Annotated in this window: 24 protein-coding genes and 1 pseudogene; 9 read left to right on the top strand and 16 right to left on the bottom strand. The window is 70.6% G+C overall.

The window, feature by feature from the left end; translation table 11 throughout:
* Positions 1–21: 21 nt before the first annotated feature.
* On the bottom strand, positions 22–699 hold the full coding sequence (locus tag OFY01_RS29350) for a class E sortase (protein WP_266605009.1): 678 nt from the start codon (positions 697–699) through the stop codon (positions 22–24).
* 37 nt (positions 700–736) lie between these two features.
* On the bottom strand, positions 737–1,459 hold the full coding sequence (locus OFY01_RS29345) for a DUF881 domain-containing protein (protein WP_266605007.1): 723 nt from the start codon (positions 1,457–1,459) through the stop codon (positions 737–739).
* Between the two features lie 383 nt (positions 1,460–1,842).
* Here OFY01_RS29345 and crgA point away from each other — a divergent pair, with 383 nt between their 5' ends.
* Positions 1,843–2,100: a cell division protein CrgA gene (gene crgA / locus OFY01_RS29340; RefSeq protein WP_266605005.1), complete on the top strand. Its 258-nt coding sequence runs from the start codon at positions 1,843–1,845 to the stop codon at positions 2,098–2,100.
* Between the two features lie 271 nt (positions 2,101–2,371).
* On the opposite strand, the gene OFY01_RS29335 is transcribed toward crgA, so the two are convergent.
* Complete coding sequence (locus tag OFY01_RS29335; RefSeq protein WP_266605004.1) at positions 2,372–3,304, bottom strand: rhomboid family intramembrane serine protease; 933 nt, start codon at positions 3,302–3,304, stop codon at positions 2,372–2,374.
* A 188-nt stretch (positions 3,305–3,492) separates the two neighbouring features.
* Complete coding sequence (locus OFY01_RS29330) at positions 3,493–4,020, bottom strand: peptidylprolyl isomerase (RefSeq protein ID WP_266605002.1); 528 nt, start codon at positions 4,018–4,020, stop codon at positions 3,493–3,495.
* 244 nt (positions 4,021–4,264) lie between these two features.
* Here OFY01_RS29330 and OFY01_RS29325 point away from each other — a divergent pair, with 244 nt between their 5' ends.
* Positions 4,265–4,999 (top strand): DUF5324 family protein, encoded by a 735-nt coding sequence (locus OFY01_RS29325; RefSeq protein ID WP_266605000.1) that lies wholly within the window; start codon positions 4,265–4,267, stop codon positions 4,997–4,999.
* A gap of 301 nt (positions 5,000–5,300) precedes the next feature.
* On the opposite strand, the gene OFY01_RS29320 is transcribed toward OFY01_RS29325, so the two are convergent.
* The 4 genes from OFY01_RS29320 to OFY01_RS29305 form a co-directional block, all read right to left on the bottom strand.
* Entirely contained in the window at positions 5,301–6,185 is an 885-nt protein-coding gene (locus OFY01_RS29320; RefSeq protein WP_266604998.1) for a GNAT family N-acetyltransferase, read from the bottom strand.
* A gap of 193 nt (positions 6,186–6,378) precedes the next feature.
* Positions 6,379–7,173 carry a hypothetical protein gene (locus OFY01_RS29315; protein WP_266605035.1) on the bottom strand — a complete coding sequence of 265 codons (795 nt, stop codon included), beginning with the start codon at positions 7,171–7,173 and terminating at the stop codon, positions 6,379–6,381.
* A 32-nt stretch (positions 7,174–7,205) separates the two neighbouring features.
* Positions 7,206–7,736 (bottom strand): SigE family RNA polymerase sigma factor, encoded by a 531-nt coding sequence (locus OFY01_RS29310; RefSeq protein WP_266605033.1) that lies wholly within the window; start codon positions 7,734–7,736, stop codon positions 7,206–7,208.
* A gap of 143 nt (positions 7,737–7,879) precedes the next feature.
* A complete protein-coding gene (locus OFY01_RS29305) occupies positions 7,880–8,917 on the bottom strand; it encodes an expansin EXLX1 family cellulose-binding protein (RefSeq protein WP_266604996.1) in 1,038 nt (345 codons plus the stop codon).
* A gap of 262 nt (positions 8,918–9,179) precedes the next feature.
* Here OFY01_RS29305 and OFY01_RS29300 point away from each other — a divergent pair, with 262 nt between their 5' ends.
* Positions 9,180–10,964 (top strand): cellulose-binding protein, encoded by a 1,785-nt coding sequence (locus tag OFY01_RS29300; protein WP_266604994.1) that lies wholly within the window; start codon positions 9,180–9,182, stop codon positions 10,962–10,964.
* A gap of 211 nt (positions 10,965–11,175) precedes the next feature.
* On the opposite strand, the gene OFY01_RS29290 is transcribed toward OFY01_RS29300, so the two are convergent.
* On the bottom strand, positions 11,176–11,583 hold the full coding sequence (locus tag OFY01_RS29290) for a hypothetical protein (RefSeq protein WP_266605037.1): 408 nt from the start codon (positions 11,581–11,583) through the stop codon (positions 11,176–11,178).
* Between the two features lie 153 nt (positions 11,584–11,736).
* Between OFY01_RS29290 and OFY01_RS29285 the strand changes: the two genes are divergently transcribed.
* A complete protein-coding gene (locus tag OFY01_RS29285; RefSeq protein WP_266604992.1) occupies positions 11,737–14,124 on the top strand; it encodes a 2OG-Fe(II) oxygenase in 2,388 nt (795 codons plus the stop codon).
* 227 nt (positions 14,125–14,351) lie between these two features.
* Here the strand turns inward: OFY01_RS29285 and OFY01_RS29280 are convergent, their stop codons facing one another.
* Genes OFY01_RS29280 through OFY01_RS29265 form a run of 4 tightly spaced genes read right to left on the bottom strand, consistent with a single transcriptional unit; the run spans position 14,352 to position 18,260 of the window.
* A complete protein-coding gene (locus OFY01_RS29280) occupies positions 14,352–15,185 on the bottom strand; it encodes a class I SAM-dependent methyltransferase (protein WP_266604990.1) in 834 nt (277 codons plus the stop codon).
* Positions 15,182–16,543, bottom strand: coding sequence for a cytochrome P450 (locus OFY01_RS29275; protein ID WP_266604988.1), 1,362 nt, complete (start codon positions 16,541–16,543; stop codon positions 15,182–15,184). Before OFY01_RS29275 ends, OFY01_RS29280 begins: the two co-directional genes overlap by 4 nt.
* Positions 16,540–17,562, bottom strand: coding sequence for a terpene synthase family protein (locus OFY01_RS29270; RefSeq protein ID WP_266604986.1), 1,023 nt, complete (start codon positions 17,560–17,562; stop codon positions 16,540–16,542). The genes OFY01_RS29275 and OFY01_RS29270 overlap by 4 nt, the downstream gene beginning before the upstream one ends.
* Positions 17,559–18,260, bottom strand: coding sequence for a hypothetical protein (locus OFY01_RS29265; protein WP_266604984.1), 702 nt, complete (start codon positions 18,258–18,260; stop codon positions 17,559–17,561). The genes OFY01_RS29270 and OFY01_RS29265 overlap by 4 nt, the downstream gene beginning before the upstream one ends.
* Positions 18,261–18,597: 337 nt before the next feature.
* On the opposite strand from OFY01_RS29265, the gene OFY01_RS29260 reads away from it, so the two are divergent.
* The 4 genes from OFY01_RS29260 (at position 18,598) to OFY01_RS29245 (ending at position 21,626) form a co-directional block, all read left to right on the top strand.
* Positions 18,598–19,533, top strand: a complete 936-nt coding sequence (locus OFY01_RS29260; protein WP_266604982.1) for an SAM-dependent methyltransferase — start codon at positions 18,598–18,600, stop codon at positions 19,531–19,533.
* Between the two features lie 181 nt (positions 19,534–19,714).
* Positions 19,715–19,987 (top strand): hypothetical protein, encoded by a 273-nt coding sequence (locus OFY01_RS29255; protein ID WP_266604980.1) that lies wholly within the window; start codon positions 19,715–19,717, stop codon positions 19,985–19,987.
* Between the two features lie 26 nt (positions 19,988–20,013).
* Positions 20,014–20,223, top strand: coding sequence for a hypothetical protein (locus OFY01_RS29250; RefSeq protein ID WP_266604979.1), 210 nt, complete (start codon positions 20,014–20,016; stop codon positions 20,221–20,223).
* A gap of 182 nt (positions 20,224–20,405) precedes the next feature.
* Positions 20,406–21,626, top strand: a complete 1,221-nt coding sequence (locus OFY01_RS29245) for an IS30 family transposase (protein ID WP_266604977.1) — start codon at positions 20,406–20,408, stop codon at positions 21,624–21,626.
* Between the two features lie 74 nt (positions 21,627–21,700).
* On the opposite strand, the gene OFY01_RS29240 is transcribed toward OFY01_RS29245, so the two are convergent.
* Both OFY01_RS29240 and OFY01_RS29235 read right to left on the bottom strand, forming a co-directional pair.
* Positions 21,701–22,459, bottom strand: a complete 759-nt coding sequence (locus OFY01_RS29240) for a hypothetical protein (RefSeq protein ID WP_266604975.1) — start codon at positions 22,457–22,459, stop codon at positions 21,701–21,703.
* The gene (locus OFY01_RS29235; RefSeq protein ID WP_266604973.1) at positions 22,456–22,941 is read right to left on the bottom strand and encodes a SigE family RNA polymerase sigma factor; all 486 of its coding nucleotides are present in this window, start codon (positions 22,939–22,941) and stop codon (positions 22,456–22,458) included. Before OFY01_RS29235 ends, OFY01_RS29240 begins: the two co-directional genes overlap by 4 nt.
* A 513-nt stretch (positions 22,942–23,454) precedes the next feature.
* Here OFY01_RS29235 and OFY01_RS29230 point away from each other — a divergent pair.
* A pseudogene (locus OFY01_RS29230) lies at positions 23,455–23,724 on the top strand (HAD domain-containing protein); the annotation flags it as partial.
* Positions 23,725–23,821: 97 nt separating this feature from the next.
* Here OFY01_RS29230 and OFY01_RS29225 read toward each other — a convergent pair.
* The gene (locus OFY01_RS29225; protein WP_266605032.1) at positions 23,822–25,327 is read right to left on the bottom strand and encodes an AAA family ATPase; all 1,506 of its coding nucleotides are present in this window, start codon (positions 25,325–25,327) and stop codon (positions 23,822–23,824) included.
* Between the last annotated feature and the right edge of the window lie 536 nt (positions 25,328–25,863).

The following is a 25,863-nucleotide window of genomic DNA, read 5'->3' as shown; positions in this document are numbered from 1 at the left end:
CCGTCGCCGTACGGAAACAGACTAACGGCGCAACGCCTTGGGTTTCCCGGCGTCCACAGGCTGAGTGGCGTCCAGGTGTCCCCAGACGACGAGGCGGTGGCTGTGGCCCCACTCCGGCGAGCACGTGGTCAGCGTCAGATAGCGGCCCGGCTCGGTGAACCCGGACTCGCGCGGGACCGGGTCGATGACCCCGATGTCCGTGGGGACCGTCTTGTACGGCTTCGTGTCTATCAGGTAGGTGAACCAGGTCGTCCCGTCGGTGAGTACCACGGCGTCGCCGGGCCGCAGCTTCGGGAAGTCCTTGAACGGGTCGCCGTACGTGCGCCGGTGCCCGGCCACCGCGAAGTTCCCCACCTGGCCGAGCCGGGCCGTGCCCGCGTAGTGGCCGAGGCCCTTCTGCAAGGTGGGGACCTTCGTGTTCTGGAGCACGGGCTTGTTCCACGTGAAACCGAGCCGCGGGATGTACATCACGGCGAACGGCTTGCCGTCCTTGTACGGGGCGGGCCGGTGCGGCGACGGCCGTGCCACCCGTGAGGCCACCGGGCTCTTCGCCCACTGGTCGCGCAGGTCGTCGATCTGGTGGTGCATCGCGCTGTCGGCCTTCACCCCGGTCCAGAACAGCACGTACACGACGAACAGCACGATCAGGGCGCCGACGGTGATACACAGCTCGCTCAGCGTCCTGGCGACGACTCGCACCCGACACCCCCCGGTGTCATGACTCCGGCACTCCGGTCTACTTCACGGGCTTCGCGTAGTGGAGATCCACTGTGCCCGAGTAACCGGGAAGAGTCACCGTCCCGTCGTCCTCGACTTTCCAGCCGAGCCCGTAGGCGTTCACGTACAGCATCAGGTTCTGGATCGCGTGCGAGGCGGCGACGGCCTTCTTCAGCTTCCCGGGGTCACCGACCGCGGTGATCTTGTACGGGGGCGAGTAGACGCGGCCCTGGAGGAGCAGCGTGTTGCCGACGCAGCGCACGGCCGACGTGGAGACCAGGCGCTGGTCCATGACCTTGATGCCCTTGGCGCCGCCGCTCCACAGGGCGTTGACCACGGCCTGGAGGTCCTGCTGGTGGATGACCAGGTCGTTGGGCTGGGGCTGCGGGTAGCCGGGAAGCTTGGCGGTGGCGTTGGGCGGGGCGTCGTCGAGGGTGACCGAGATGGCCTTGCCCCTGAGCTTCTCCGTGCCGCTCTCCGCCTCCAGGCGCTTGAGCTTCTCGTCCTGGGCCTTGGTCGAGCCGTTGTCGCGCTCGGCGAGCCGGTCGACGTCGTCGCGGACGGCGCCGTTGGAGGCGTCCAGCTCCTGGTTCTTGTGGCTGCGTTCCTGGATGAGGTCGGAGAGCTTGAGCAGCGACGCGTCGGTGCGGATATTGGTGCCCTTGGCCGTGTCGAAGCTGGTGAAGAAGATCAGCCCGGCGAGCGCGAAGACGCCCAGGGTGAGCACTCGCGCGGGCCGCAAGCGCCGCGCGGGCCGCCGCGGCGGGCCGGGCGCCGCGGTCTGCGGGCCAGGCGCCGCGCTCTGCGAGCCGGGGACGTCCCGGGCCCCGGGGTCGTCCCGGGGCCCCCGGTCGTCTCGTGCCCCCGGGGCGTCCCGGCGCCCCGAGGCGTCCCGAAAACCCGAGAGATCCTCGGAACCCGAGGGATCCTGGGGGAAGGCAGAATTGCTCAACGTACCCTTATCTCCTTCGGAGCCGCGGAAGCACTACGCTAACGGACGCCCGGGGGAGCGCCCGGAGGCCTTGGCAGTTCCCCTGGTATCCCCTTGTACGCTGCTCCGGAGCCAGCCACAGCCAGCTGCCGTCCCCTGCGCGGTCACGCAGCGCATCGACAGGAGAGCCCCTCGTGCCGAAGTCACGTATCCGCAAGAAGGCCGACTACACGCCGCCGCCCGCCTCGAAGCAGGCGACCAGCGTCAAGCTGGGCAGCCGCGGCTGGGTGGCCCCGGTGATGCTCGCCCTGTTCCTCATCGGGCTCGCCTGGATCGTCGTCTTCTACGTCTCCAACGGCTCGCTGCCGGTCGACGCGCTCGGCAACTGGAACATCGTCGTGGGCTTCGGCTTCATCGCGGCCGGCTTCGGCGTCTCCACGCAGTGGAAGTAGCCCCGGTCGCCGACCAGGGCCCGCCCGCGCTCGACCGAGTTATCCACAGGCTCGTCCACAGGTGTTGAAAGTCAATCCGACGATCTGTGGATAACTCTCATGACGTTGACGCCGGTACGACTATCCCAGTCGCCTTCGATCACCCGTTCGCCCCTCACTCCGACCCGGAAAACACCAGGTCAGGGCGAGGGGCGCGGTCGTTTCCCACCCGGCGCACAAGATCCGGCACGCACTGTGGACAACTTCGGTCATCATCGGTGGATAACTGATCTCATGTGAGCTGTGCGGTGCGTACGAGGACGATGACCAGGACCGCGGCAAGGACCACCGCGCACGCCCCGTACTGGACGAGCGCCCGGCGCTCCCGCGGCGCGTGCACCATCGCGTACCCGACGACGAGGCCCCCCGCCAGGCCGCCGACGTGGGCCTGCCAGGCGATACCGGCCCAGGTGAACGTGAAGATCAGGTTGATCACCAGCAGCGCGATGACCGGGCGCATGTCGTAGTTGAGCCGCCGCATCAGTATGGCCGTCGCGCCGAAGAGGCCGAAGATGGCGCCGGACGCGCCGAGCGAGGGCTGGTTCTGCGCGGCGAGCAGATAGCTCAGGGCGCTGCCCGCGAGTCCCGAGACGAAGTAGAGCGCGATGTAGCGGGCGCGGCCCAGGGCCGCCTCCAGCGGGCCGCCGATCCACCACAGGCTGAGCATGTTGAAGCCGATGTGCATGACGCTGGCGTGCAGGAACATCGCGGTCAGCAGGCGGTACCACTGGCCCTCGGCGACGCCCTGGAGGGAGCCGAGGTCCGGCACCCAGGCGAGGCCCAGCATCTCGAACCGCTCGGTGAACTGGTCACCCACGACCTTCTGCACCACGTACGCGGCCACGCAGAGCCCGACGATGACCTTCGTGACGAGCCGCGGGTCCGCGGTGACGGTGCCGCCCGCGACGGTCCGCGGCCGGTTGGCGCCGGGGGCGTGCCCGGTGCCCGAGCCGCTGCGCACACAGTCCGGGCACTGGAAACCGACGGACGCGCTGACCATGCACTCGGGGCAGATGGGCCGCTCGCAGCGGGTGCATCGGATGCCCGTCTGGCGACCGGGGTGCCGGTAGCAGACGGGCGTCGCGCGCCGGCCGTCCCGCGGATCGTGCGGATCGTGCGGGCCCTGTGGATCGCGTGGGGCCGGGCCCCCGGGAGCCTGTTCCATGGCGGTCGTCCCCTCCGGTGAAGCGGTAGAGCGTGGGCGGTGGCGCGGTGCCCCGCTGGTGCGGTGGCGCGGTGCCCCGCTGGTGCGGTGGCGCGGTGCCCCGCTGGTGCGGTGGGCCGCCGGTGCGCCGGCGCGGCAAAGCCTCGCCCCGTCCATCCTTACGGACGGACGGGGCTCATTGGTTCCCGCTAGCGGGTCTCCACGACGACCGACTCGACGACCACGTCGGTGACGGGGCGGTCGGTGCGCGGGTTGGTCGGCGTCGCCGCGATGGCGTCGACGACCTTCTTGCCGGCCTCGTCGGCGACCTCGCCGAAGATCGTGTGCTTGCGGGTGAGCCAGGCGGTCGGCTCGACGGTGATGAAGAACTGCGAGCCGTTGGTGGCCGGACCCGCGTTGGCCATGGCGAGCAGATAGGGCTGTGTGAAAGCCAGGTCCGGGTGGAACTCGTCCTCGAACTGGTAGCCGGGGCCGCCCGTGCCGTTGCCCAGCGGGTCGCCGCCCTGGATCATGAAGCCGCTGATGACGCGGTGGAAGACCGTGCCGTCATAGAGAGGGGTGGTGGACTTCTCGCCGGTCTCCGGATTCGTCCACTCGCGCTCGCCCTTGGCGAGCTCCACGAAGTTCTTGACCGTCTTGGGAGCGTGGTTCGGCAGCAGCCGGATTCCGATGTCGCCCATGGTGGTCTTCAGGGTGGCGTAGAGCTGCTCGGCCACGATCCTGCCTTCCGTCGGTTTCTGTGCCGTCCGATCCTCGCACGACCGTGCCCGTGCGGCGTGACCCGTGACACCGTCGCTGTCAAGACCGTCAAGGCCCCCGAGCCGCCCCCGAACCACTCCCGAACCACCAGCGAACCACTCCGTATCACCGCATTTCCACCGCATTGACACGTCTGGCGCGCATGATCGGCGAAAGGGTGGAAAGGTGAAATACCCGTACGCCACCGAGGAGGAGGATCCCGTGACCCGCATCGACAGGGTGCGCGCCGCGACCGGCTCGGCGAAGGACAGCGTGCAGCACGCCGCAGACGTGGTGGCGCCCTACGCCGGAACGGCCAGGGACATGGCGACGCAGTACGCGCGCGAGGCACGCGTCGTACTCGCCCCGAAGGTCCATCAGGCCGCCGACCAGGCTCGCGTCCAATACGTCGCCCACGTCGCGCCACGCATCGAGCAGGCCCGTTGCCACGTGCCGCCGAAGGTCGACCATGCCGCGCAGGAGGCGGCGCTGCGCACCCGTGAGGCGGCCCGGCAGGCCGCGCAGTACTCGAAGCCGCGTATCGAACAGGCGGTGGCGGCGGCCCAGCCCGCCCGCGAGGAGGCGGTGCAGCGTGGCGCCGCGGCGCTGGCCGCGCTGCGCGGGCAGGTGACGCCGAAGGAGATCGAGAAGCTGGCCCGCAAGCACGCCCGCCGGGCCCGTGCCGGACGGCGCGCCAAGACGCTGGCGGTGCTCGGCGTGCTGACGTGTGGCGCGTTCGCCGCGTGGAAGTGGTGGGACAAGCAGGCCAATCCGGACTGGCTCGTGGAGCCGCCCGCCGCCACGGAGGTGCCTGACTCGGAGCCGTTGTCCTCGGTGGACGGCAGTCCGCGTGGCTCCCTCACCCCGGAGGTCCGGGCCAAACAGGCCGAGGCCGAGGCGGAGGCCAAGTGGGAGTCCGAAGGCGGCTCGGAGGGCGAGGGCGGGAGCGAGCGCTGACGCGCGGCGCCGAGGCGTACGGAGGGCCCCGAGCCCCTGAGAACCGAGCAGCCCCTGCGTGACGTCGCCCCCCGGACGGGAGAAGCCCGTGCGGGGGGCGACGCGCGAGTCGGACGCGCGGCGGCCGGGGCAGCGGGGGCGGCCGGTCGCCAGGGCGGCCGGGGCGGGCGGTGGCCAGGGCGGCCGGGTCGCCAGGAGGCCGGATCACCGGGTCGGCCGGTCGCCGGGAGACCACGAGACCACGAGGCCGGGAGACCGCGAGACCGCGCGCGAAGGGAAGGGGGCGACGCCTCCTCGGCCCTCAGCCGAGTTCCAGGGTCGTCACGCCGAACACGCGGCTCACACGGTGCGGACGGACCGTCCCCGTGTACATCCGCGCCGTCTCGAAACTCGGGGCGAGACCGACGGACTCGGCCAGTCGCACAGCGGGTTCGTTGCTCAGCGGCACGTCGACCGCCAGTTCGGCACCCCCGACGGCGTCCGCGAGCGCGCTGAGCAGCCGCCGGGCGTCGGCGGCGCCGTCGGCGAACAGGGGGCCGCCCCGGAACGAGTCGCGGGCGGGGCGGACCGTGCCGTACCCGGTGAGCCGCCCGTCGACGATCCGGACGAACGTGCGGTGGCCGGGGGTGGACAGCCAGGTGGTGAGGAAGGCGGGCCGGTCGGCCGGGAGACAGGCCGCGTCGTACGCGTGCAGCCGGGCGATGTCGCCGGGCCGCATGGACCGCACGGTGCCGTCGGGCGCCTGCCACGGCCCGACCGTGCCGGTGAACCTGGCGGTGTGGTGGGCGAGTTCGAAGCCACTGCGGCGGTAGTTGTCCTGCTGTGCCGGTACGCCGTCGAGCCCCACGACGCGCCCGCCCGCGTGGGCCAGACCGTGGTTCCAGGTGGCCATGCCCCAGCCGCGGCCGCGCAGGTCGGGGCGGACCAGGTAGCAGCCGAGGAAGGCGTAGGAGTCCGAGTAGTTGACCACGGACACGGCGGTGGCGGGCTCCCCGTCGACATGGCCGAGGAAGAAACCCCCCGGGTCCTGCTCGAAGAAGGCGGCCACGTCCCGGAGCCCCGGGTTCCACCCCTCGTCCGCGGCCCACTCGGTCACGGCGGACCACTGCTGCGGGGTCGCCCGGGTGAGGACGAGCTTGCCGGCGGTCTCGGTCTCCGGCTTCTCTGGGTGCGCGGTGTCGGCCACGGGTCGAGCGTAGCCTCATTGGCGCCCTGCGCGCCGGGGCGAGGCGGGCCGCAGCGAAGCAGACCGGAGCCGGGGCAGGCCGGAGCCGAGGCAGGCCGGAGCGAAGCAGGCCGGAGCGAAGCAGGGCGACGCGTCGAGTCGGCGCACTCCTGCGTTCTCGGTGCACGCCTGCATTCTCGGCGCACGCCTGCGTTCACCGGGCCGGGACGAACCCTCCCCGGACCGACGCGGAGCCGCCCGACCCCTGTGCGTCGACGCGGTAGCCGTCGCCCGCGGCGCTGTGCCCGCCGGTGCCGTTGTTGAACTGGGCGGCGAACTCATGGCGCCCGGCGGGCACGGTCGTGCCCGGCTTGAGCACCCAGCGGTAGACCAGCGCGCCGCCCGCCTCCCGGACGGTGACGGTGAAGTGGTCGCCCGGCAGTGTCTGCCAGGTGCCGGTGCTCCTCACCCCGCCGGTCTGCGCGATCCGCATCTCGACCGTGAGCGAGGTGAGAGGCCGGGTCGTCCTGAGCGTGAGGTCGGTCTGCGTCCAGTAGACGGTGCTGTGCGGGTCCACCGAGCCGGCCGACGACAGCGCCCCGTCCCGGCTCTCGTCGACGGTCGGCGAGGCCGACGGCCCGGCGCTCGGCGGAGTCGGGCGCGCGCCGCCCGGGGTGGTGGCCGGGGCCGGGGCGGCGGGGGTGGGGCGGGCCGATGCCGGGGGCGAGGAACCGGCGGTGGGGGACGGGGTGGCAGGAGGCTCGCTCACGGTGGCCGACGGCGACGAGGACACGACGATGGCCGCCACGGCGAGGCCACCGGTCGCCAGGATGCCGGTGGCGACGACCCCGGCGAGCGCGACCCTCGTGCCGGACCTCGCGAACGGCCGCGCGCGATGGCGGACCCCGAATCCGGCCGCGCCGCGCTGCACCCGGGCCAGCATCCTCGCGCGGTCGGGCCGGTGTGCCTCGGCGGCCTCGCGCAGCCGCCGGGCGATTTCCTCGTTCACCGGTTCGCCCTCGTTAACCGGTTCGTCCTCGTTCACCGGTTCGTCCTCCTTGCCACCAGGTCCCCGACCGTTTCCGTGCCAAGAATCCTTTCCAGCTCGGCCATTGCCTTCGAGGTCTGGCTCTTCACCGTGCCGACCGATATGCCCAGCGCCGCCGCCGTGTCCTTCTCCGACAGGTCGAAGGCGTGCCGCAGCACCACACACGCGCGCTTGCGGAACGGCAGCCGGGCGAGCGCCGCGCGGACGTCCAGCACGGCCGCCGTGTCCGGCCCCTCCACCTTCTGCGGACCGCGGGACCAGAAAAGGGCGATCCGGCGCCGCTCGCGCACCGCGCTGCGGATCCGTCCGCGCGCCAGGTTGGCCACCACACCGCGGGCATAGGCGAGCGGGTGGTCGACCTGCCGCATCCGGTCCCAGCGCTGCCACAGGGCGACCAGGGCATCCGCCGCGAGTTCGTCCGCCGCGTCGGTCTCACCGGTCAGCAGGTGTGCCAGACGGGCGAGTTCGGCATAGTGACGCTCGAAGAACTCGTGGAACTCCGCGGACGCGTCGTCGAGGAGCATCCCTCCGTCGCCTCTCCTGACCATGACGGGCACATTAGTTTCATGTTTAACAATGGGGGCGCAGCCTAACAGTGCCCGGCCCCGGTCCGTGCGGCGCTCGTGCTCGGTGGCGGGGGGCCGGTGAAGGCGGGCCGGCGGGCTGGTCAATGCCGGGCGAACTGGACATCGGTCCGCTGCGCGACGCCGGGCCGCACCGCGATGCCGTCGACGGTCAGCCGTTGCCCGTAGATGTCGGTGATCCGGAGCGCGCCACCGCAGCCGGTGCCGTCGGCGGACAGGAAGTAGTTGTACGCGGTGCGGGGCAGCCGCCGCCAGCGGCCGCCGCCGCGCACCTCAAGGGCGGCCACCGGGTTCCGGTGGCCGATCACCTGGATCCCGCACCACCACTTGGTGGAGCCGGTCTTGTAGCGGATGGCGATCGCGCCCGGCAGGTCCGGGCTCAGCAGCGTCCAGGTGACGGGGAGCCGGCCCACCGACAGATCGGCGAGCTTGGCGAACGCCTGTCGGCTCAGGTCGAGTTGGCCGGGCGCGCACGGCGCCGGGCATTCGTTGACGATCCGTACCGTGACGGTGGCCCCACCGGCCGCGCGTACCCGCACGTAGGCCCCGCACGCCTTGGCCGACTCGTAGTCGGTCACGTTCATGGCGGCGATCATCATGTCGTCGGTCGGCCCGTACAGGCAGGAGCCGTTGCCGTCGCCCGCCGCGTAGGCGGTGGCGACTCCCCTGCGGCTGACGGCCGGTGTGATCCGTTCCGCCGACGCGGCCGCCCCGGAGCTCGCGGACGGCGTACGGGGTCTCTCACGCGCGGTACCGGAGTTCGCGGACCCGGCAGGGGTGCCCGAGGCCGTCGAAGCGGCCGGCACCGGCACTGAAGGCGACGGCGTGGGCGTGGGCGTGGCCGGACGCGTCGGGCCGGTACCGGTGCCGGTGCCCGAGGGCGTCGGCCGCGCCGTCGCACCCGCGCCGCCGCCCGCCTCGGGCCCGGCGTCGGACGGGGCGGCGGCCCGCGCGCCCGCGGCGGACGCGTCGGCCGCCCGCACCGCGCCGGTCCCGCTCCCGGTGAAGACGGTCACGGCCAGGCATGCCGTCACTCCGACGCCCAGCAGCCCCAAGGCAGAACCCGTGACCAGTCCGCGCCTGCGCCACGGTCGCGGCGCGGCGTGCTTCGTTGCCCTCATGCCCGTCCATCCGGTAGTTCGACTCGTCTCCTACGGTCCCCAGTTGCCGCAGGGGACGAGAAGGTTGCCGCCCGGCACCGAATTTCCCGGCGGCACGGAAAGGCCCTGAAGAACAACGGAAAGGCCCTGAAGAACATCGGACACCGCGGCAACCTTTTCCTCCCGAGCGGCCACCTGGGGGCACACCACCACGGCGTGCGCGGTCAGCCACGCGCGCCGTGGTGGTGCGCCCCTATCCACGCACTCCGACCGGGAGCCACACGTGTCATCCGACGACCCGACATCCGCCGAGCAGCCGACGCCTCGGGGCCGAACGCACCGCCGCGGCCGAACACGCCGCCGCATCGTGGCGGGGGCGGTGGCGACCCTGCTGGCCGGGGCCGGCGCGGGCGCCCTGGCGCTCAGCGCGGACGCCGCGCCGACCGTATCCGTCACCGTCGACGCGGGCACCTCACTGGGCACGGTGCCCAGCACGGCTGTCGGCCTCAACACGGCGGTGTACGACGCCTACATGAACGACGCCAGGGCGGCGTCGCTGATGAAGGCGGCCGGGGTCCGGCAGTTGCGCTTCCCCGGCGGCTCGGTCCCGGACGCCTACCACTGGAAGACCCACACCGTGACCGGCGGTAGCTGGGCGGCGCCCGGTACCGACTTCGACCACTTCATGGCCACCGCGAAGAAGGTCGGAGCGCAGCCGATCATCACCGCCAACTACGGTTCCGGCACGGCCCGGGAGGCCGCGGACTGGGTCAAGTACGCCAACGTCGACAAGCACTACGGCGTGACGTACTGGGAGATCGGCAACGAGGTCTCCGGCAACGGGCACTACGGCAGCAAATGGGAGGTCGACACCCACGCCGACAGGAGCCCGAGGGAGTACGCGAAGAACGTGATCGCCTACGCGAAGGCGATGAAGGCCGTGGACCCGAAGGTGAGGATCGGGGCGGTGCTCAACACCCCGGGCTCCTGGCCGGACGGGGTGAAGGCTTCCGGCGACGACGCCGACTGGAACAACACGGTGCTCTCCATCGCCGGCAAGTCGATCGACTTCGCGATCATCCACTGGTACCCGGGCGGTTCCAGCACGGCGGACCTGCTGAACTCCCCCGCCAGGATCGCCGGCGTCACCTCCGCGGTGCGCTCGCTGATCAACAAGTACGCGGGCTCGCACGCCGCCTCGGTGAAGATCGCCGTCACCGAGACCTCCAGCGCCGATTCGGTGGCCCAGACCAGCCAGGCCGCGGCACTGTTCGCGCCGGACACGTACATGAACTGGCTTGAACAGGGGGCCGTCGGCGTCGACTGGTGGGACCTGCACAACGGGCCGGGCAAGCCCGACACCGTCCAAGGCCAGACCGACTACCAGGACGGGGGCGTGCTCTCCGTCGGAGGCTGCTCCGGCGGGACGTGCGAGCCGGCCCGCGAGACACCCTTCCCCACCTACTGGGGCATCCGCTCGCTGACCGCACTCGCGCACCCAGGCGACACCATGGTCAAGGCGTCCTCGGGCGACCCGTCGATCGCCGTGCACGCGGTGCGGAGCGGCGACGGCGGCCTGAACGTCATGCTGATCAACAAGAACCCGCGGAACGCGGCACACCTGTCGCTCTCCTACACCGGATACACCCCGGCCGCAGGAGCGGTCAGAACCGTCTCGTACACCAAGGGCGGCACCGCCCTGGCCAAGGCGACGCGGGGAACAGCGGCCGCGCAGACGCTGCCGCCGTACTCCATCACGACGCTCCAGCTGAAACCGTCGTCCGCGGCGGCCCGCACCGGCTCCCCGTCCCCCGCCCCCACCCCGACCACCACCGCCGCGGCGCCGGTGGCCTCCGCCCCGGGCACGATCGGCACCCGCGCGCAGGCCACGGCAGTCGGCGCACCCCCCGCCGGACCGGACCGCAGCCACACGGCCGGCGGCCTGGCCACCACCGGGCTGAGCAGCACTGTCACCTACGGCACCCTCGGCGGCCTGCTGGCCGTCGCCGCCGGCTGGGCGCTGATGCTTCGCCGACGCCGCGGCAGCAGAGGCTCGCACAGCAGGTGAACCCCCGGCGCCGGCCGGCGCCGCGCCCCGGCGCCTACCCCCCCCCGGCGAGAGCGCCTCGCAGCCGACGTGCGACTGCGAGGCGTCGGGGGGCGGCTATCGACCGCCGGATCGAGAACGTACGCGCACACCGACGGAACCCTCGCGGCCGCCTGCCCGATCCGCCAGTGGGAAAGCCATGCCCGGTCCGTGGCCGCAGAACCCGGCGTGATCACCTCGCAGACGTGCGCACACGCCTCAGAGCGTGTGCAATCAGTGAAGCGAAACCGTTGAGTCCCCTGGCCGGATCGGTACAGGCAGCGATTTGCAGCCGCCAGCGGCTCTCCGGCTCGGGCCGGGACAGCTCGTCCAGATCCAGGGTGAAGGTTCGCCCGTCGGCCAGCTCGATGGGGAGTTCGCCCGTGCCGTACGTGTGGGTACGAGCGGTGATGCAACGGCCGTACTTGGCGGTGCAGTCGTCGTAGTCCTTGTAGTCCTTGCGCGCCGAGGAGACGGACACCACCTCGGCGATCAGCAGGACGTCCTCGAAGCTGTAGCGCTTGCCCTGCTTCTGCGCGTCCTCCCGCAGGATCGCGAAGCCCGGGGCGGAGTTCTCGTCTGACGGGAAGTCGAGGTACACGTCGGAGGCGGTCGTGAGCGCGGGGGCACCCGGTCCGTCCCCTCCGGGAATCCTGCTGGACCTCTCTGGCATCCGGGTACGGGTTCCGCCGCGGCACTAGGATTTTCAGGACGGTCGCAAGAGCACGCCGGTGCACGGAGGAACGGAACAGCCATGGGGCGAGGGGCACGCAAACACCTGGCGGAACTGCTCGGCGGCGCGGAGCAGCGCGGCGATTTCAGCACCCGTATCGAGATGCCCGCCCGTGCCCTGCGCATCGAGGTCGACGGCGTCGGCGAGCTGCCCCTGCCGCTCCGTGCCCCAGTCACCAAGAAGCTGATCGCCCAGGCCCGGCAGGCCCGCTTCGGCCGCGGCGAGCAGACCCTGACCGACACCGGCGTACGCGACACCTGGGAGATCACCCCGGACCGGCTCACTCTGGGCGGCCCCGACTGGGACCTCACCCTGGAGGGCGTTCTCGACGGTGTCCGTGCCGCGCTCGGCCTGCCGCCCACCACCGTCCTGCGCGCCGAGCCGCACGCCCTGCTCGTCTACGGCAAGGGCCAGTTCTTCCTGCCGCACCAGGACTCCGAGAAGAACGACGCCATGGTGGGCTCCCTGGTGGTCTCACTGCCCTCGCACCACACCGGCGGCGAACTCGTCGTCGCACACGGCGGCCGCAGCATCATCCACCAGGCGTCCCGGGAGCGGCTGACCTTCACCGCCTTCTACGCGGACTGCCGCCACGAGGTCAAGCCGGTGAAGTCCGGATACCGCGTCACCCTCACCATGAACCTGCTCGCCGAACGTGCCCGACCGGCCGACGGCGGCGACGGCACACCGGTGGCCGACCTGGCCCACTGCCTGACCGAGCACTTCGCCCAGCCGGCCGAGGAACGCTACGGCTACGGCCGCTCCCGGCCCGCGCCCCCGCCCAACCGGCTCGTCTACCTCCTCGACCACGAGTACACCCAGCGCGGCCTGGGCTGGGACCGCCTCAAAGGTGCCGACGCCACCCGCGCCGCCCTGCTCCGCCAGGCCGCCGGGCAGGCCGACTGCGAAGCGGTCCTCGCCCTGGCGGAGGTGAGGGAGACCTGGGACGCCGTACCGCCCTACGACCGCTACGACCACTACGGCGAGACCGAGCACTTCGACGACTGCGAGGACGACGAGTGCGAGGGCGAATGCCTCCTCGACCCCGACGGCGAACCCGGCGCCGAGCGCCGCCGCACCGGCGACTTCTCCGACTACGAACTGAACGACCTGATCGACGACGAGATCACCCTCGGCTGGTGGACCCGCCCCGGCAGCCCCGACGGCGAGCGGATCTCCCTGCCCGTCCCGTACGCCGAGGTGTGCGCCACCACCGAGAACAAGGAGCTCACGCCCTACCAGTCCGAGTACGAGGGCTACATGGGCAACTACGGCAACACCCTGGACCGCTGGTACCGGCGGGCCGCGGTGGTGGTCTGGCCCCGGCAGCGCGCGTTCGCGGCACGCGCCGAGGCCGGCTCCGAGGGCGCCCTGAAGGAACTCCAGGGCCACCTGGACGACGGGAAGCCGGAACTGGCACGTACGCTCGCCCGGTCGCTCGCCCCCTTCTGGAAGCACCACGGCTCGGGCCCGGACGCCGCACCGCTCTTCACCGCCGCCCTGCCCGTCGCGGTGGGACTGGCCGAAGCGGACACCGCCGCGATGCTCCTCGCCCCTTTCGGGGTGGAAACCCTGAGCGAGCACCATGCCCCCGGCCTCGCGAAGGCCGCGGCACGGTACGGACGGGCGTGGGCGCGCGAGGCCGTCGGCAGCTGGTTCGGACCGACCGGCGCCTGGACCGGGGCCGACCGCACAACATGGCTGACCTCCCTGCCCGGCCTCTGCACCGCTCTGCGGACGGCCGACGGCGACGGCGACGCGGTGGCCGCGCCGCTGGTCGGGGGAGCCTGGCGGACGACCGAGCAGCAGCTCGCCGGCTGGCTGGGCATCGGCCGCGAGTCCGAACGTCGCACCGCCCTGGAGCGGCTCGGCACCCCGCTGGCCCACATTCTCCAGGCAGCCGACACCGAGACCACCGACGCCATCACCACCGTCCTGTGCGGGCTTCCGGACGCCGTCCTGGAATGCCTGATCCCGGCGCTGCGTGCCATGGCCGCGGACAACGGCATGTCCCGGGCGCCCGTCTTCCGGACGCTCGCCGGCCACTGTGAGGCCCGGCTGACCGCGTTCCTCGCCCGCCCCGTCCGGGCGGCGGACGACTGGTCACTCACCCCGGCCGGCACCTGCCGATCCGGCTGCGACCTCTGCCCCGACCTCGCCGCCTTCCTCACCTCCCGCACCCGCCGGACCATGGACTGGCCACTCGCCCAGGCCAAACGCCAGCATGTCCACAACCGGATCGACACGGCCGGCCTGCCCGTGTCCCACACGACCCGGCGTCAGGGGCGCCCCTTCACCCTGGTCCTGACCAAGACGAACGCGGTGTTCACGCGCGAGCGGACGGCCCGCTCCCGCGCCGAGAGCGACCTGGCATGGCTCCGGACGCAGGCGCCCCGGCCACACGGCTGAGAGGAGACGGACGGCTTCCCGCCCCTGCGCTCAGCGGATCTTCTCGAACTCCGCCCATACCGTCACCGCGCCCCCTGGCGTCGAGAAGGCAATCTCCTCGCCGAACCGCCACAGAACCGCCACCGAACCGCCGAGGCGCACTCGTCCCCCTTCGGCTCCCGGTACAACACCCACTGGCCGGTCAGCACATCCACGCGGGCGACGCGGCCTACCGGGCAGTCGCCTCCTCACGAAGCCGTGCGTGTGGTGATGACGGTGTAGCCGAAGACCTGACCGATTCCCGGGATGGTCTTGCGAAGGATCCGGGTGAGGGCATCCACCCCCTGAGGTCCGTGGAGACTGTGGAGCCGGTGCCGTTCACGGTCGAGGTCTGCGTCGAGCCGATGCAGAGAGTGGCGCAGATGCGCATCGAGATCCGTGACGGTTTCGACGTGGAAGCCTGTGTCGGAGAGCAGGGCGAGCAGCTGAGTCAGGAGCCGGGGGACGGAGTGTTCGTGGTGGCCCGGCTCGGGGGCTCTGAGGATCATGTCGCTGATGACGAAGGCGCTTCCCGGCAGGAGCACCCGTCTGATCTCGGCGAGCGCGCGGCGGACCTCGCCTATGTGCAGGAGGGTTTCGATGGCCCAGGCCGCCTCGAAGGACCGGTCCGGATAGGGCAGGGCGGTGGCGTCGGCGTACTGGAATCGGGTGAGGTGGCCGATGTCAGTCCCTTCGGCCGCGGACCGGGCGAGGTCGACCTGGGTGGTGCTGATGGTGACGCCCGTGACACGGGCTCCCGTGGCGCGGGCGAGTCGCAGGGCGGGGTGGCCGATGCCGCAGCCAACGTCCAGGACCCGGTCGTCGGGGCGCGGGGACAGCTCTCCGATGAGCAGGTCGGTGAGCCGGTCGCCGGCCGCGGTCACCTCGCCGGCTGTCTCCTTGGTGGTTCCGTCGGCGGTGCCGGTGTCCGTGCCCGTGTGGTCTTCTGGCCACAGGCCGATGTGGAAGTTGCCGCCCCACAGCTGTTGCAGGAGGGGTGTGAGCGCGTCGTAGTACGCGCCGACGTCTCCGGTCCCGTTCATGGGCGGCCGTCCTGTGGGGCGAGGCTGACGAGCAGGCTGTGCGGGATGGTCATGGTGGGCCCGTTCTTCACCGTGCGCAGCCCGGGGGCGGCTCCGGTCAGCAGCAGGCCCGGGGTGCGGGTCAGCCGGGCCAGGGCCAGCGGGAGCTCGAACTCGGCGAGTTCGGCGCCGGGACAGCGGCGGGTACCGGTGCCGAAGGGGAGGTAGTGGCTGCCGGAGACTTTGCGGCGGAGGAATCGTTCGGGGTCGAAACGCTCGGGGTCGGGGTAGAGGTCGGGACGGCGGTGTACGAGGTGGATGGCGGGGACGAGTTCGGTGCCGGCCGGGAAGAAGTGCCCGTTCCACTCGAACGCGCCGGGCACGACGCGAGCCAGGCCGGCCGGCACGACCGAGCCGTGCCGCAGGGCCTCGGCACAGACCGCCTTGAGATAGGGCAGCTTGACGATGGCGGCCGGTGCGGCATCAGCCCCGAGGCCGTCGAGTTCGGTGTGTACCCGCCGACGGATGCCGGGGTGGAGTTCGAGCTGGTACAGCGCCCAGGCCAGGGCACTGGCGGTGGTGTCGTGGCCGGCGATCAGCAAGGTCATGAGGTGGCCGCGGATCTGCTCGTCCGTAGGGGCGGGCTCGCCGGTGGCCAGGTGGTGGATCAGGTCTCTCCGGTGCTGGTCCGGACTGCCGCGCGCCGCGGTCACTTCCTGGCCGACGAACGCCTGGACCTGCTGGACCAGGCCGTCGATCTGCCGCAGAAGCCCGTCGGGACCGCCACCAGAGGCGGCGGCCGGCTCGTACATCAGGTCCATGATGTCGATGAGCAGGCGAACGCAGTGCTGCTCGCGCTGGTGTGGCAGTGCGCCGAAGGCGACCCTGACGATCAGCCTCAGCGTGATGTCGTGGGCGAGTTTGATCAGGGGACGTCGGTGTCCCCGCAGCTCGTCCAGCTCGGTGGTGATGATCTCGTCGACGGCGGGTCCGAGCGCGCGGACCCGGTCCCCGTGCAACGGCGGGGCCAGCAGCAGCCGGATGGCACGGTGGGCGTCCCCGGTGAGGTACGGCAGAGCCTGGGCGCCGATGACGGGGCGGAAGTACCGGGTGCCCCGGGCTCCCCAGGCCGTCCGGTCGCTGATGAAGAGCCGCCGGATCGCCGCGGGGTCGCTGACGTAGACCCGGGGTGGGGCGTCCCCGCCGTACAGCGTGAAGATCGACCCGTATGCGCGGGCGTACGCCTCCCACGCGGCGAGCTGCCGCTCGTTCTCCATTCTGTGCAGCTCGGCGGCGGTGAGACGAGGGCCGTCGGGCAGGGTCGCACCGCGCGGGCGGGGACACCGCGAGGCGGGTTCCGGGCAGGAGGGCGTGGTCATGGCAGGTCCCGTGGGACGGGGCGGGCGAAGCCCTCGACCAGGTCGCCGCCGGGGGGCAGCAGTTCGGTGTGGGTGTACCGGCCGCTGGTGTGGTGGTAGCTGTGGTTGCCGCGCACCACGTCCAGGTAGGCGTCGGCACACCGCAGGGCTTCCGTGGCGGCCCGCGCGGGCAGTCCTGAACGGTCGAGTTGCCGAGGCAGGTCGTGGTAGGCCGCCGTGATCCGGTCGGCGCCTTCGGCAATCATCCGGCCGACCCGGGCAGCGGCCTTCTGCGGTGACCAGCCGTGGTGGTGCTCCAAGAGGCAGACGGCATTGTGGAAGTAGCCGACAGCCCGCTCGCGATCGGCGGAAACGAGGTCGTTGCACAGGGCGGTGGTGTCGGACACCGCGGCAGCCAGCGCCCGGAAGGCCGGCAGACGATGCACGGCATCCGGCAGATCCACACCGGCCGCGTGCTCACACAGGTCCAGATACCAGGGGACGCCGAACATCTCGCGTCTGCGTTCGTGAAACTCCTCCAGGCCCGGCAGACGCCCGACAGCACGGTCCACGGTCTCGCCGTAGAAGCCCCACAGCCAGTTGGCCATGTGGCTGCGGAAACGCATCCGCCAGGCGGCAGAACGTACCGGCGCCAGCTGCCCCCAGAGCTCGGCGGCCGCCATAGCCATCGCGCCCCCCAAGGCCCGTCCGGCCGAAGCGTCGAAGACCTCGGTGAGCTCCGTGACAGCCGCCAGGCAGGACGCCGGATCGCGGCCGGCGGGTCCGGCGTCGAACTCCTCGTCGATGAGCAGGGACCAGCCCGTGAACCGGCTGATGAGAACGAGGCGGTCAAGGGACGCCGACGGGTAGTACAGGCCGACGCAGTAGGCGACCCGCGCGGCACGGACGTTGGCGCGGGCGTGTTCGGAACGGCACAGGCCGAACCCGTCGAGCCACCGCCACATGTCCCGCTCGGCCTCATCGGCAGCGGAGTTGAGCCGGATCTCGGAAGGGAACAGACCGAGTGCGCTGCTGGTCATGAACGACTCCTCTTGTGTGCCTCGGCAGGCAGCCCGGGCGACGGAACCGTGGAGACGCCGGGCGGCTGCCCCTTGTTCGCCGCTCGCCTGTAGGTGATCAAGGCCCACACGTAGCAGACCTGCAGCAGCACCTGCGTGACGGCGAGAAAGGCGTGCAGGGCCCGATAGCGGCCACCGGGTGGTGCGATCGCGGCGCCGACGCTCAGCGATGCCAGGGCGATCAGCAGACACACCGCTCCCGGCACGGACTGGCCGGCCGCCGAACCCCTGCGGTAGAGCATCGACAAGCACAGGGCCGGTGTCGCGGTCTGAAGGAACATACCGGTCGTCACGCCGTACTCGTCGTCGAGAGCGCGCCCCACGAACTGGAACATCGCCACCGTCAGCACGGCGGTGACCAGCACGAACACCATCAGCAAAGGTCGCGGGAGGCACGGATAGTCCTTGGTTCCGTAGCGGTAGAACTGCCGGAACAGATACAGCTCGAAGGCCACCAGGAACGGTTCGAAGGCGTAGGTCGAACTCCAGGCCGAGGTGACACCGGAGAGCATGAGGCCGTCCCAGGCAAGGATCCCGCACAGGACCAGAGGTGGCAGTGGGGCCCACCGGTCCCGGCGCCCCTGCACCACCGCGAAGGCGATCCACAGGAGTCCGAAGACGAATCCCACGAGCCCCGTGACGACGAATACCGGCTCCACCGGCCCTCCTCAACAGTGCGGCGCGCCGCAGGAATCCGAATCCAGTGCCTGGTCCCGGGCCGGTCGACTGCTCCCCGGGCGCGTCGGCGCCACAGACAACCGCAGTCCTTTCCCGCAGGTTCCTTTGCGACACCGGCTCCGCACATCCCGGCGAAGCACGGCCGCGCTCGGGTGGTGCACGTGTCCGGACGTGCGTCGCACACGGGTCCGTACTGCTCCGTGTGCACCCGGCACGCTCTGGTGCGGTCCCCAGAACGGACGGCTCCATGGAGGAACGCCTCACACCATGTCCACGGCGACTGCCTCCCCTCACCGGGGGGTTGCTGGAGGAACACACATGCCCCCCACACCGGCCTCCCCGCCTGTCATCCACGTGATCGACAGCCCCCGTGTGGACGCCTACCGGCCCAAGGTCGTCTACACCTACGACGGTCCTCCCCGGATGTGGCACAAGGCGCTGGGCCCCGACAACCTGCTGTTCCAGTTCGGCCTGTTCGACGAGGAGGAACTGGCTGCCGGCCCCACACCCGGCACGGTGGGCCCCTCCGAAGTACGTCATTTCGACCGCCAGCTGGAGATCGCCGGACTGACTGGCGCGGACCGACCACGAATTCACCGGATTCTGGACCTGGGCTGCGGGTGGGGCTATCTCTCCCGTCACCTCGCCGAGCACTTTCCCGAGGCGCGCACCGTGGACGCGGTCAACATCAGCGAACGCCAGCTGGAGTACTGCGCCGAGCGACTCGCCGGTCATGAACTCGCGGACCGCATCCGACTTTTCCTGTGCAACGGCCAGGACGTCGACCTGCTGCCGGAGCCGGACATCCCCTACGACCTGGTCGTCGTACGCGGCGTCTACACGCACTTCCTCAACGACGTCTTCGAGGCTTCCGTCAAGGCGGTGTCCAAGCGCCTGCGGGCCGGCGGGCTCCTCGTCGTCTCCGACACCCTCTACAAGGGCAGCCTCACCGCGTACTCCTCAGCCATCCCCGACACCGTCGACCGCCTCGCCTGCGCCAACCGCAAGAGCCCCGCCTACTTCGCCCGCGTTCTGGAGGAACACGGCCTGATCCTCGAGGACATGCGGATCATGCCGTCCAACGCGGAGGTCGTCCACTGGTTCGGGAAGGTCCGGCTCAACATCGAGGAGCACTTCCCCGGTGGCGTGAGCGGCCCCATCGACGAGCTGCGCGAGATGGCGGTGAGCTTCTCGGACTCCCTGGCCCGGGACAAGGCGTCCGTGTACAGCATCATCACCAGGCGCGCAGCCTGACCGCGGGAACCCTTGCGCGTGAGGTTCCCCCCGGCGGGGTGTGTCCAGCGAGTGGTGCAACTCTCACGTCGTCCATCAACTACAGCTTCCTGTCGTCGTGGGCAGGTGGGAGCGAAGACAAGCGCGAGCCTGAGGAGTCATTCGTGTCGTACCGTATGCAGTCGCTGCCGCAGCAGCGTGCGTGATCGCTGCCACCACGGCCATGGCGCCGGGGCCTATCAGAGAGGGTGACGGCGCGGCGAAGATCGTGGACAGAAGTTTCACCACCCTGGCCGCGCCTGGAGGTGAGGACCCGATCCTGCGGCAGGGTAACTCGAAGTTCCGGCCGGCTCACATCAAGCAGGGTGGTCGGCACCGGGACACCGCCAGCCACTCCTATGACGCTGGGGCCAAGAAGAAGGGGCAGAGCGGTCCGAAGGGACGTGACACGTGCCTGGCGAAGAAGGACGACTGACCGGATCACCGGATGCCCGTCGCTATGTGCCAGGCGACCGGGTGCGGCCGAAGGAGGCGACAGACCATCCCGAGGACCCGGTCGGCACCGTGATGGTGAGGATCTCCACGGGGGAGCTCCTCGTCGATTTCCCGCTGGCCGGCGGCGAGATGTACCTCGACGAGGAACTCGACCTGGTCGAACCCGAACCGCCCGGCCGGAGGCCGCCGCCCGCCCAGCAGGGCCTCGACGACTGAAGATTTCCAAGGCTGTTGACCACCACTGTCAGGGAACGATCACTCGCCCCGCGGGAAGAGACGGTCAAACCGCCGAGGCGTGCCTGACCCGACGCACTCGTGAACGCCCCACGCAGCTCAGAGCCCCGGTCGGTGATCTTGAGTTCTAGTGGTCGTCGCAACACCCCAGCTCAAGGGGTGCGATGGACTTCGAGGTCCGCAAGGTCCGCAAGGCTCAGGGGCCCAAGAAGCTGCGGCGTGAGCGGGAGGAATACTTCCGCCTCATGCAGCTGGGGTACTCGAACAAGGAAGCCTGCCAAGTCGTCGGGATCAACCTGAGGACTGGCCGTGAATGGCGGAATGGCAGGACGAGTCCCAACCGGACCGTGGCGCCCGCGCTAGCCGCGCGGACGCCACGGTCTACCTCGTCGCGGTACCTGCGCGAGGACGAGCGCATACACATAGCTGACCGGCTGCGGGAGAAGGCCACCATCCGGGCCATCGCGGCCGAGCTGGACCGCAGCCCGTCGACCATCAGCCGGGAGATCTGCCGCAACCGCACCGTCGGCCCTCGTGGCCAGTGGCACTACCGGCCGCACGCCGCCCAGGCCCGCGCCGATGCCCGCCGGCCTCGCCCCAAGCCCGGGAAGATCGGCCAGAACCCCCAGCTGCGGGACTTCATCCAGGACCAGCTGCCCCAGAAGTGGAGCCCCGAGCAGATCTGTCACGCTCTGCGTAGACAGTTCCCCGACCGGCCGGAGATGCACGTGACGCATGAGACGGTCTACCAGGCCCTCTACGTCCAGGGCCGGGGCCAACTCCGGCGCGAACTGGCCCGGGCCCTGCGGACCGGACGCGCCCGCCGTCGTCCTCACCGCCAGTCCAACAAGCGGCAGCCTCGCGCGGTTAAGGACATGGTGATGATCAGCGACCGTCCCGCCGAGGCCGCCGACCGGGCCGTCCCGGGCCACTGGGAGGGCGACCTGATCACCGGCAAGGACAACCGCTCGGCGATCGGCACCCTCGTCGAACGCTCGACCCGCTACGTGATGCTGGTCCACCTCCCCCTCGACCACACCGCACCACGCACCCGGGACGCCCTGGTCGAGACGGTGAAGACGCTTCCCGCCCATCTGCGGCGCTCCCTGACCTGGGACCAAGGCAGTGAGATGGCCGCCCACAAGGCGTTCACCCTGGCCACCGACATCCCGGTCTACTTCTGCGACCCGGCCAGCCCCTGGCAGCGCGGCTCGAACGAAAACACCAACGGCCTGCTGCGGCAGTACTTCCCCAAAGGCACCGACCTGTCCGTCCACACCCGCGAGCACCTCGACGCCGTCGCCGCTGAGCTGAACAGCCGCCCACGCAAAACGCTCGGCTGGGAAACCCCAGCCGAGCGTCTCGCTAAGCTACTCGCGGCCTGATCAACCGACCACGGTGTTGCAACGACCCCTCGAATTCGCCTGATCACTGACCGGGGCTCTGGCATGTTGTACAGCTAGCGGGTCATCCGCAGCATCACTTCGTGCAACTGATTCCTCGTCAGCGGTGGAGCGGCAAGCGGTGCACCCAGCGAACCAGTCCCGGTCCACCCGGCGACATTTCGTACGTGGACCGACCGTCCGTCGGGCAGGAACAGTCTCGCGTCGTACTCGCCGCTCCAGTCGATGGAGCCACCCGCTTCCGCGTTCGGCTGGTACCACACGGCGAGTGACCCTCCACCGGTCACGGCCTCCGCCGTGCATCCCTTGGCCAGGCCCGGCGTACTCTCCAGGCTCGCGCACACCTCCTTGGCGTTGTGGGCGCTACCCTTCGTCGCCGTCTGCTTGCTGGAGGCCGTGCGGCTCTCCAGCAGCCCCACGCCGCCGTCCTTGCGCACCGCATAGGCTCCGTCGTACGGGCCGTGCGGCTTGGGCTCCTGGCCCGACACCCCCTTGACCAGTTGGATCAACGGCACCTGCTTCACCTCGCCGATACCGGTGGGAAGCAGGCCCACGAGGCCCGTCGACGCCTGCACGGACGCCGTGGGAGCCGCGGCCGGCTCCTCGCTCCGGCCGGAGGCGAGCGCCGGGACCATCGCCGAGACGGCCGCGACCGCGGCGGCCGCCGCCCCGGTCATGGCGGCACGTCTACGCCAACTCCTGCGCCTGGCCTGCATAAAGATCTCCTCACTGTTCCGGTAGGGCCGGGCGACGTCCGCCACGGCCCGCTCAAGCAGTCCTTTGACCGCCGAGTTCTCCTCGTCGTACGCGCTCATACGAGCTCCTCCTGCACCACGGCGCGCAGCGCCGCCAGTCCCCGAGCCGTGTGGCTCTTGACCGTGTTCTGCCGCAGTCCCAAGATCCGGGCTGTTTCCTCTACGCTCATGTCCTCCCAGAACCGCAGCACCAGCACCGCGCGCTGCTTGGGGGTGAGATCCGCCAGCACCTGCCGCACGACCAGAGCGAGCTCGAACTCCGCGTCCGGAGCCGGGCGGTCGGGCAACTCGCCGCACGCCTGCTCGCGCCGCCAAAAGCGCCGCCGGGAGGCGATGAAGGTGTTGACGAGAGTCTTCTTCGCATATGCCTCGACGTTGTCCAGCCGCTGCAACCGCCGCCAGCCGAGCACCACCTTCACCAGCGTCGTCTGGACGAGGTCGTCGGCCTCGTCCCGATCGCCGCACAGCAGATAGGCGCTCCGGAACAACACCCCCCGTCTGGCCTCGACGAAGGCGTGCAGTGCCGCTTCGTCCCGCGCCATCCCCGCCCCTCTCCCCGCCCGTCGGTACAGGCGGTCTCACCCGTATCAGTGCGTTGGCCCCCGCACCCGGTTGCACTCGGCGTCCGTTGGGCAGGACGACCGCCCGGCCGGGCGGCCCGCGGAGTTCTCGACGACCGGTCCGACCAACACGACGGCGCCGGTGCGCTGCCACGTCCGCACCGGCGCGGGCTCCGGCTGGTGCGACGACATCAGCCTGGTCGCCCGGCCCTGACCGTCGTCCATCCGGCCCTCGGTGCCGCAACCGCACGACTTGATGCGGGCGCACGTATGAGGGGAGAGGTCTCGCTGTCCGCGGGAAGGGCCTCGTCGCCGTGTGGGGCTCCGCCCGACTCGAGGGGGCGGGCGGGACCTTCGTCCTGTTCGCCATGCTCCGCGACGGCACCTTCTACGAATCCCGAACGCCGAAGAACGTCGAGCTCGCCGCATAACCCCAGCACCCCCGAACCACACCAAACCCGACAGGGACGCCTTGACGAAAGACAGAGAGGCACCCCCCTGCCGGTCGTGCACTGGCCGGAACCCTCCGACGCGCATGAACGCGAGGACCAGAGGTTCGGGCTCCACTGGATGACCCGAACCCTGGCGGCATGGCGGACGGACGCCCGTTCATCTGGGTCGACGACGAGATCACCGACGCCGATCGGGACTGACTGAGTGTCTACCCACCACCCCGCCCCGGCCTTCCTCCACCGCATCGCGTCGTCCCGCGGCCTCACCAACGAAGACTTCGCAGTCCTCGATCAACGGCTGCGGGCCACTTGAGGCTCCCCACGGTGATCCACAGGAATTGACAATTGCTCGCGCCTGCTCTGGGCAGGGGCGCAGGCGCCGGCGGCGGCGGACTGTCAGAGCTGTGGATTCACACCCCGTAGAGGGTGGGCAGGTCGACCAGGAGAAGGTCGTCACGGCGATCGGCCAGTTCGATCAGGTCGGGGTGGAAGCCGTGCAGGGAGTACAGGGCCAGCGTGGTGCCGGTGGTGTCGTACCCCTGGTCGGTGAGCAAGGCCCGGATGCGTTCCAGGCGTTGCAGGTCGCCGGTTCCCCGGCGGGCGGCGGTCGCCTTGGCCTCTCCCAGGAGCGCGATGCTCCCGCGCGGGGCCTGCGGGCGTTCGCCGGCGGCCAGGGCGATGACGTCGACCTCGTGTTTCGTCCGGGCCTGCGGGTCGGCGACCTCGGTGGTGCCGACGGGACCGGGCAGTCCGCCGGGCAGGAAGGCGTGCGCGTAGCGGCGGGTGAAGTCGCGGGCCAGGTCCTCGAAGTGCGGGCCGAGGATCTTGGAGTTGAAGGTCGGGGCGGCCTGCTGCCACACCTGCTCGGCAAAGCCCTGCTCCACGGCGGCGGCCTGCGGGAGGGTGATCAGCTGGTTGAAGCGGATGACCGGGTCGGCGAGCGTGATGACCGGATGCCGGGTACGCAGGATGTCCTGCTCGCGCCGGATGTAGCCGGTGGACTCCAGCACGCCGAGCGGGTGGGCGACGGCGTTGCGCGGACGCTCAAGGGCCGCACCGATCTTGCTGGGCGTCGTGGCGCCTCGGGCGATGGCGGTGAGGATGTCGTAGTACAGCGTGTGCTGCGTGATCCGCGGGTCCTCGCGCAGCAGGTACTCGGTCTCGGTACGCGAGTACACCGCCCGCCCCGGGTCGAGCAGGGTGCGGGCGAGCCAGGCGTCGAACCCGTCGTCCGGATGCGGGCGGGCGGCCACCGGCCGATAGCCGGGGGCCCCTCCCAGTACCGCGTGCACCTTCAGCGCGGTCAACGGGTCGGCGATCTGCCAGAAGGCCCGGCTGTCCCGATAGCCGAAAGCCCCCAGCCGCAGATCGACCACGGCCCTCCCCCGCAGCGGCTTCGTCCCGGAGAGCAGTTCGTGCATGACACTCATCGCGGAGCCGCACAGGATGAGCCGCGGGCCCGGCCCAGCACCCGGGCGGACACCGCGCTGACGCTCGTCGTAGAGCTGCTGAAGCAGTCCCGGGATCTCGGGCGAGTGCTGAAGGAGATACGGCAGCTCGTCGATCACCAGCAGCGGATGTCGTGAACGAGCCGTCACATCAAGAGCGTTGGACAGCACATCCCGCCAGTCAGTCAGCCGCAGACTCCCTGACCGTAGACCTGCGTGGGCCGCGACCGCGTCACTGAACCGCTGGATCGCAGGCAGCCTCCCCTCCTCCCGGACCGCCGTGACATACAGACCGCCGACCTGCTCGGACAGCGCCTGCAGAAGATACGACTTCCCATGTCGGCGCCGCCCCGACACGATGCCCAGCCGCATCGCCGGATCAGGATCAGCAAGAAATTCCGCGAGCAGCCCCCACTCGCGGTCCCGGTCCACCACGTCGGCCGGCTTGGCCAGCAGTCCCGTCTCCACTGGACCTCCCACATATCGACTGTGACAGATTTCGTCTAAGCCTACTTCGACAGATTTCGGATCACTGGGATTCATCATGACTACCGCAGCGGCAGGACCCAGGGATCGCCGCGGGAGAAGACAGCCGAGCAGACCCCCGGAATCATGGGCCTCTACTACTCCCAGTGGGCACCGATGCACCCACCAGTGGGCACGAGAAATGCCCTCCGAAAGCGCGTTTCCGCAGGTCAGAGGGCATTTCAAGGTGGAGCGCAGGGGAGTTGAACCCGAAACGAGCACCGCCCCGACCTGCGTCTTTACCCAGTCTTTGCGCGAGGATCGGACTTCCCCACCCGTTTCCATCCCGCTCGATCCGGCTCGATCCCGCCACCCCGACGCGATGTGCCCCCTGGTGGGCACACCCTAAGAACCGATTGCATAAGCAACCCCAAGCTCCTTACGGGACGCCTCAGCACTGCACTCCGGCACCTATCGTGCGCGATTCGCGCAAACTCACACTCAACCCGTTCTCGCACGGATCGGAACCGAATCACGGT

Origin of the sequence: Streptomyces beihaiensis (assembly GCF_026274175.1) — a bacterium.
Classification (GTDB): Bacteria; Actinomycetota; Actinomycetes; order Streptomycetales; family Streptomycetaceae; genus Streptomyces; species Streptomyces beihaiensis.
This window is presented reverse-complemented; position numbering and strand designations above follow the sequence as displayed.